Genomic DNA, 6,645 nt, shown 5'->3' with positions numbered 1-6,645 from the left:
TCGTGAGTGGCGCCGATGGCGACCGCGCGCTTGAAATAATCGTCGTCGAAGCGCCCCGAGAACAGGCTGCTCCAATGGGCCTGCTGGGTCTGCTTCATCGTGCCCGCAAGATGCTGGTGGGCCAGCGCACCATGCTCGCCAATGCGGTGCGGGCGCATCTGGCCGAGTTCGGCATCGTCGCGCCGTGCGGCGACAAAGCGCTCGACGGCCTGATCGCTCTTGCCGTGGATGCCGGCGATCTGGCTTTGCCGCAATTGGCGCGCGAGGCGCTGGGCATGCTGGCGGTGACCGGACCGATGGACGGGATGCTCGTCAGACGTCGACAGGCCTCGTCGGCGCGCTGAGCCGCCAGGACTTCGTGCTCGAGCGCATCGATCTTGGCCTCGGCATCGCGCAACTGTGCCGCCAGCATGCCCAGCGCCTCGCGCGCCAATTGCGGCAAAGCCAGATCGCCGGCATCCACGGCAAGAGCGATCAGGCCGTCGAGCGCTTTGTCGCCGCACGGCGCGACGATGCCGAACTCGGCCAGATGCGCCCGCACCGCATTGGCGAGCATGGTGCGCTGGCCCACCAGCATCTTGCGGGCACGATGAAGCATCAGCACCGCCTGCTGCTCGGGCGTCTTGACCGGCACCCGGGGGACAGAGCGCCGCGCCATCGCTTCGCAAATGGCAGCGGCGTCATTGGCGTCGTTCTTGCGGCCGCGCTTGACGTACGGCTTCACATAGGCCGGCGGGACCAGTACCACCTCGTGGCCCAGCGCCCCGATCTCCCGCGCCCAGTAATGGGCCGAGGCGCACGCCTCCATCCCCACCAGGCACGGCGACAGCTTGGTGAAAAAGCCGAGAACCTGGCCGCGCTTCAACTGACGGCACAAAACCGCTTCTTCATCCGCATTCACCCCGTGCAGCGCAAACGCGCCCTTCGACAGGTCGATCGCAATCCTGATAATCTCGCTCATGGGCGGCCCCCTCTTTGTGGCGTCTCAGAAACGACCACGTTAGGGCACTTCGATGCCGGTGAGCAGGGGCCGTCCACACCATCATCCGTGTCCATGAACGGCTGAAACCCGCATTGGCCCAGCCGATCGGACTCCTCGCCTGAAGTGCATCAGCTTCAAGCTGAAGCACTCCAGGATTTAAGTGCGAATACTCTAAATCCCGCCCATGCACAGGTATTTGACCTCGAGGAAATCCTCGAGGCCGTACTTGGAGCCCTCGCGGCCCAGGCCGGATTCCTTGACGCCGCCGAAGGGCGCCACCTCGGTGGAGATGATGCCCTCGTTGATGCCGACGATGCCGTATTCCAGGGCGCGCGACACCCGCCAGACCCGGCCCACGTCGCGGGAATAGAAATAGGCGGCCAATCCGAACTCGGTATCGTTGGCCATGCGCACCGCCTCGTCCTCGGTGTGGAAGCGGAACAGCGGCGCCACGGGGCCGAAGGTCTCTTCCCGCGCCGGAGCCATGGCGGTGGTGACGTCGGCCAGGATGGTCGGCTCGAAGAAGGTGCCGCCGCGTGCATGGCGCTTGCCGCCCATCACGATGCGCGCCCCCTTGGCGACGGCGTCGGCGATGTGGCGCTCGACCTTTCGCACCGCCTCCTCGTTGATCAGCGGGCCTTGCTGGAAATCGCCCTCCAGGCCGGGGCCGACCTTCAGCGCGCTCACCGCCTCGGCCAGCTTGGCGGCGAAGGCGTCATAGACGCCGTCCTGCACCAGCAGGCGATTGGCGCAGACGCAGGTCTGGCCGGTGTTGCGGTACTTGGACGCCATGGCGCCGGCCACCGCCGCGTCCAGGTCGGCGTCGTCGAAGACGATGAACGGGGCGTTGCCGCCCAGTTCCAGCGACAGCTTCTTCACCGTGGCGGCGCATTGGGCCATCAGCAGCTTGCCCACCTCGGTGGAGCCGGTGAAGGAGAGCTTGCGCACCTTGGGATTGGCGGTCAGTTCACCGCCCACTTCGCGCGGGTCGCCCGCAGTCACCACATTGAAGACGCCCGGCGGAAAGCCGGCGCGCTCGGCCAGTTCGGCCAGGGCCAGGGCGGAAAGCGGGGTGTCCTCGGCCGGCTTGACCACCACCGGGCAGCCGGCCGCCAAAGCGGGGGCGCATTTGCGGGTGATCATGGCGATGGGGAAGTTCCACGGCGTGATGGCGGCGACCACGCCCACCGGCTCTTTGGTGACGACGATGCGCCGGCCGGGCAGGTGCTCGGGGATGGTGTCGCCATAGACCCTTTTCGCCTCCTCGGCGAACCATTCGACGAAGGAGGCGCCGTAGGCCACCTCGCCCTTGGCCTCGGCCAGGGGCTTGCCCTGCTCGGCGGTCATCAGCACCGCCAGATCGTTCTGGGCGGCCATGATCAGCTCGAACCAGCGCTTGAGCACGGCGCAGCGCTCCTTGGCGGTCCGGGCCTTCCAGGGACCCCAGGCCCGGTCGGCGGCCTCGATGGCGGCCCGCGTCTCGGCGGCGCCCATGGCGGGGACCCGGGCGACGAGCGAGCCGTCGGCGGGATTGGTCACGGCGAAGGTCTCGCCCGACCGGGCGGCAATCCAGGCGCCGTCCACATAGGCGCGGTCGCGGAGCAGGGCGGAATCGGAAAGTTTAAGCATGGCATCCATCCAAACCGGGGAGCGGACAGGGTATACTTAGGCGCTTCGCAACGAAAGGGGCCGCCATGACCTTGTCCCGTTCCCGCTATGTGTCCGTCCAGGGCCTGGAATTCCACGTCACCGAATGGGGGGACGCGGCGGCGCCGGCCCTGGTGATGTGGCACGGGTTGGCCCGGACCGGGCGGGATTTCGATACCCTGGCCGCCCATTTCAGCGACCGCTACCGGGTGATCTGCCCCGATACCCTGGGGCGCGGCCTGTCGGGCTGGTCGGCGGAGCCCCAGCGCGACTACACCCTGGCCGCCTATGTGAAGCATGCCCTGGGGATTCTCGATGAATTGGGTGTGGGGCCGTTGACGTGGATCGGCACCTCCATGGGCGGCGCCCTGGGCATGCTGCTGGCGGCGGGGCCGTTGAAGGGGCGCATGGACCGGCTGGTGATGAACGATATCGGTCCCGCCCTCAATCCGGCGGCGGTGGAGCGCATCCGGGCCTATGTCACCCAAATTCCCGATTTTCCCAGCATGACGGCGTTCGAGGCGTTCCTGCGGCTGGTCTACAGGCCCTACGGTTTCCTGAGCGACGAGGAATGGCGGCGCATGGCGGAATCCTCGGCGCGCCGCCGCGGCGACGGGCGCATCACCGTCCATTACGATCCGGCGGTGATGCGGGTATTCGCCGCCTCGGCCGGCGATTACGAGCTGTGGGAGGCCTACGACCGGGTGGAATGCCCGACCCTGGTGCTGCGCGGCGCCGATTCCGACCTGCTGCTGCCCGAGGTGGCCGACGAGATGACCCGGCGTGGCCCCAAGGCCCGGCTGGCGACCATTTCCGGCTGCGGCCACGCCCCGGCGCTGAACGTGCCGGAACAGATCGGGTTGCTGGACGGCTTTCTGGCGGAGTGATCAGCCCTTGGGCTGTTCGACCCGCATGCCGGTCAGCAGGAACACGTCGCGGGCGTTCAACTGGCCCTCGGCGTTGAGGCGTCCGCCGGCCACCGCCTCGGGCTGTGGGCGCTTGCGGATCACGAATTCGATGGCCGCCTCGCCCACCGGCGTCAGGGTCTGGTCGAAGCGGGGCAGCCGGTGGCGGTAGCTGGAATCCAGAGCCTCGATGCGGCGGAGGTCGGCCTGGATTCCCAGGGACGGTAGGGCTTCCAGCAGGTTGACCGAGGCCGGGCTCCACGATTTCGGCTTGAACAGGGTGAAGGTCCAGCGATGCTCGGGATTGTGCCGCGACGGCCAGAAGCCCTGCTCGTACATATCCTCGTCGGGAACCAGAACCACCAGATGGCCGCCGGGCTTCAGCACCCGCAGCCAGTGGCGCAGCGCCTCCCTGGGATCGGCCATCTTCTGCAGGACGAAGGCGGCGTGCACGAAGTCGAAGGTGGAATCGGCCAGACCGGTCAGGTGCTGAAGGTCGCCGTCGACCACGTCCCAGACCTTGCAGCCGGCAATGGCCGGAAACTGCTCGCCATAAAGGGCGAGGGGGTCGTTGCCGCCGCCGATGTCCAGTCCCTGGCCGACGAAATAGCGGCTGATGAATTCGGGCTGGCGCGTCCGGCGGGCCACGGACTTGCTGGTTTCCTTCAAGGAATCACTCCACCGCGTATATCTTGTCGATGATGTCGCCGCCGCCCGGGACGTGGTCGCGGAACGACTTCCAGGCGGTGCGCCGCGCCAGCTTGTGCCAGGCGTCGAGGGTGCCGGCGTCCAGCCTGACCACCTCCACCCCGGCGGCGATGAAATTGCCGGCCAGGCGGCGCTCGAGCAGCGAGAGGGAGGTGGACAGGGCGGCCTCGGCCCCGGCGGCGGCGGCGTGCAAGGCCAGCCGCCGGGATTCGTCCAGGGCGTCGTAACGGCGCTTGGACACCATGATCGGCTCGTAGAGATACCACAGGGCGCCGGCATCGCCCGGAACCACCAGACAGGCGAACTTGCGCTCCATGCGCAGTGACAGCAGGGTGGCCGCCGAGGTATTGGCGATGTCGATCAGGTCGTTGCTGACCAGGGTGCCCAGGGAATCCGAGGTGGTCACCGGCACCGGCACCGCCCCGGCTCCGGCCCAGAATTCGCTCATGAAGCGGCCGATGGTCCGGGCCCGCAGCCCCTTGGCGTCGGCTGGGGTCTGCACGCAGCGATGACGGCTGGCAAAGGCGCCGGGAATCCAGGAATCGGCCAGGATGACCACGCCCGCCGCCTCGATCTGACGTTTCAGCTCGCGCATGGCGGGCGATGCGGCGATGCGCTCGGCCTGGGCGCGGGTGCGGACCATGGTCGGCAGGGACAGAACGGCCAGTTGGGGAAAGCGGTCCAGCAGGTAGTCGGACGGCATGAACACCATGTCGATATTGCCGCCGATCAGGGCCCCCCACTGGTCGCCGGGGCGCAGCAGGGAGGATGCGGCATAAAGACGGATGGTCAGGCCCTGGGGCTCCATATCCCGCGCGATGGAGCGCATGGCGTCGTCGCGCAGGTCGCCGGGCGGAAACTGGTGCGAGGCGATCCAGGTTTCGGCTCGGGCTTGGCCGGACACGATCAGCAGCGCCGCCGCCATGGCGGCGGCCGCCAGCCTCGATCCCCGTGCCAGAATCCGTCTCAGCACCGCAGCGTGGTCCCCCCGAACATCCCCGGGGACAGTCCATCACGTTCGCGGGCGTTGGGCAACTATTCCCGAAGGTCTGTATCCTCGCGGGCCCCTTCCTCGGCCTCCATCTCCTCGACCACCTCCTCGGGCAGCATCAGCACGCCGGCATTGTAGTCGTAGTCGAAGATCTCGGCGTAACGGCCCCAGGTGATGGTCGTCTCCAGGACGCGCTCGGCCTCGTCGTCGGTAAGGTAATCCTGCAACTCCTGCAGGAAGCGGTCTTCCGGGGCGCGGTGGTCCTTGCGCTCGTCCAGCACCCGGCGGATATGGGCGGCGAGCGGGATGTGCTTGACCAGTGCCTCGGCGAACAGATCCTTGCGCAGGGCGTCGTCGGCCTCGACGAAGGACTGGCCGGCCGGGGTGACGAAGATGTCGCCCGCCGCGATGCGGGCCAGTCCCAGGACGCGCAGGCCCTCGAACAGGTGGAACAGCTGGTCGTCTTCCAGCTCGGTTTCCTCGGCCAGTTGCGGCAGGTCGGCGCGGCCGTTGAAGGGGGCCTCGGCGACGGTCTCCAGCAGACCGGCCATCTTGCCCGGCGTGGTGTCGGGCAGGCGGTAGCCCAGGGTCAGCTGTTCCGCCGCCCCCAGGCCGCCGCCCCTGACGTTGGCGGTCATCAGGGTATAGACCTCGTCGACGATCTGGCGGAAGGCCGGGGATTCGGTGTCGCGGGGCCGGGGCAGGTTGACGCGGATTTCGGCCCGCACCCGTCCCGGATCGGAGGAGAACACCAGGACGCGGTCGGCCATGGACACCGCTTCCTCGATGTTGTGGGAGACCAGCAAGATGCCCTTGGTGGGGATCTTGCGCTCGTCCCACAGTTCCAGCAGGTCTTCGCGCAGGGTCTCGGAGGTCAGCACGTCGAGCGCCGAGAACGGCTCGTCCAGCAGCAGCACGTCGGGGCGCATCACCAGGGCGCGGGCAAAGCCGACGCGCTGGCGCATGCCGCCCGACAATTCCTTGGGGTAGGCGCTTTCATAGCCGCCCAGGCCGATCAGGTCGATGGCCTCGTTGGCGCGGTCCTCGCGCTCGGCCTTGGGCACGCCGGCCGCCTCCAGGCCCAGTTCGACGTTCTCCTCCACCGTCAGCCAGGGGAACAGGGCGAAGGACTGGAACACCATGGAGATGCCCTTGGCCGGTCCGGTCATCAGGTGGCCGCGATACTTCACCTCGCCGCCATTGGCCTTGATCAGCCCGGCCATGATGCGCAAAAGCGTGGACTTGCCCGAGCCCGACTTGCCCAGCAGGGCGACGATCTCGCCCTCCTCCAGCTTGAAGTCGACGCCTTCCAGCACGGTGCGTTCGCGCCGGTCGGGGGTCAGGAAGGTCTTGCGCACGCCACGCAGGTCGAGCAGGGCGGTGGAAGTGGTGATGTCGGCCATGACCCGGTC

At 67.9% G+C, this 6,645-nt stretch carries 5 protein-coding genes and 1 pseudogene; 1 reads left to right on the top strand and 5 read right to left on the bottom strand.

Going from position 1 to position 6,645, the window contains the following annotated elements:
• Positions 1-274: 274 nt before the first annotated feature.
• Positions 275-961 (bottom strand): annotated as a pseudogene (locus CP958_RS05800) (IS110 family transposase); the annotation flags it as partial.
• Positions 962-1,153: 192 nt separating this feature from the next.
• Positions 1,154-2,611 carry an NAD-dependent succinate-semialdehyde dehydrogenase gene (locus CP958_RS05795; protein WP_096701044.1) on the bottom strand — a complete coding sequence of 486 codons (1,458 nt, stop codon included), beginning with the start codon at positions 2,609-2,611 and terminating at the stop codon, positions 1,154-1,156.
• A 65-nt stretch (positions 2,612-2,676) separates the two neighbouring features.
• Between CP958_RS05795 and CP958_RS05790 the strand changes: the two genes are divergently transcribed.
• A complete protein-coding gene (locus tag CP958_RS05790) occupies positions 2,677-3,516 on the top strand; it encodes an alpha/beta hydrolase (protein WP_096701021.1) in 840 nt (279 codons plus the stop codon).
• On the opposite strand, the gene CP958_RS05785 is transcribed toward CP958_RS05790, so the two are convergent.
• From CP958_RS05785 to CP958_RS05775, 3 genes are all read right to left on the bottom strand, one after another.
• Positions 3,517-4,203, bottom strand: coding sequence for a class I SAM-dependent methyltransferase (locus CP958_RS05785; RefSeq protein ID WP_096701020.1), 687 nt, complete (start codon positions 4,201-4,203; stop codon positions 3,517-3,519).
• Positions 4,204-4,207: 4 nt separating this feature from the next.
• Positions 4,208-5,215: a TRAP transporter substrate-binding protein DctP gene (gene dctP / locus CP958_RS05780; RefSeq protein ID WP_096701019.1), complete on the bottom strand. Its 1,008-nt coding sequence runs from the start codon at positions 5,213-5,215 to the stop codon at positions 4,208-4,210.
• Between the two features lie 62 nt (positions 5,216-5,277).
• The gene (locus tag CP958_RS05775; RefSeq protein WP_096701043.1) at positions 5,278-6,636 is read right to left on the bottom strand and encodes a nitrate/sulfonate/bicarbonate ABC transporter ATP-binding protein; all 1,359 of its coding nucleotides are present in this window, start codon (positions 6,634-6,636) and stop codon (positions 5,278-5,280) included.
• Positions 6,637-6,645: the final 9 nt, after the last annotated feature.

Origin of the sequence: Magnetospirillum sp. 15-1, assembly GCF_900184795.1 — a bacterium.
Lineage (GTDB): Bacteria > Pseudomonadota > Alphaproteobacteria > Rhodospirillales > Magnetospirillaceae > Phaeospirillum.
This window is presented reverse-complemented; position numbering and strand designations above follow the sequence as displayed.